Source organism: Pontibacter locisalis, from assembly GCF_042684605.1.
Taxonomy (GTDB): domain Bacteria; phylum Bacteroidota; class Bacteroidia; order Cytophagales; family Hymenobacteraceae; genus Pontibacter; species Pontibacter locisalis.
Window position 1 is genome coordinate 1 of record NZ_JBHULU010000026.1, and the last position, 743, is coordinate 743.

General features: G+C 67.7%; 1 protein-coding gene. It reads right to left on the reverse strand.

Going from position 1 to position 743, the window contains the following annotated elements; genetic code table 11:
- Positions 1-743 (reverse strand): OmpA family protein (locus ACFSRY_RS18665; RefSeq protein ID WP_377511638.1); only part of this gene is annotated, 743 nt, incomplete at both ends.

Here is a 743-nt window from a genome sequence, read left to right on the forward strand (position 1 = left end):
GTATTGAGCTGGAAGCCCACCCTTCGGTTGATGCGTCTGGCCGTCTCGGTCCTGCGCTTGCTCAGGCGCTCGTTCACCTGCACCAGCGGCCGCGACTCGCCGTAGCCTCTGGTCACCAGGCGGTCCGGGTTCTTCACCCCGCGCTGCACCAGGTACTCCTTCACCGCCTCGGCCCTGCGCTCGGAGAGCGCCTGGTTGTACTCCTCCGAGCCGATGAAGTCCGCGTGGCCCTGGATCAGCAGCACGTGGTCAGGGTATTTCTCCAGCGCCACGATCACCGAGTCAAGCAGCTGCTTGTAGGCTTCCTGCACCACGGCCTTGTCGAACTCGAAGCGCACCTTCTCGTCGATCACCTTCAGGGTCGCCGCGTCCACCTCAGGGCAGCCGTTGGCCGTGCCAGGGCCCGGTGTGTTCGGGCAAGCGTCCTCGTTGTCCGGCACGCCGTCACCGTCCGTGTCAACCGGGCAGCCGTCGGCGCCCACCTGCACGCCGGCCGGGGTGTCCGGGCACTTGTCGTCCTTGTCGGCCACGCCGTCGTTGTCTGAGTCAGGGCAGCCCTTGGTGGCCGCTGTTCCCGCCTCGTCCGGGCACTCGTCGTTCTTGTCAGCCACGCCGTCGTTGTCCCTGTCAGGGCAGCCCTTCAGGTTGGCCACGCCAGCCTCGGTCGGGCACTCGTCCTGGTAGTCGGCCACGCCGTCGCCGTCCGTGTCAACCGGGCAGCCCTCCTTGTCCACCTGCACGCC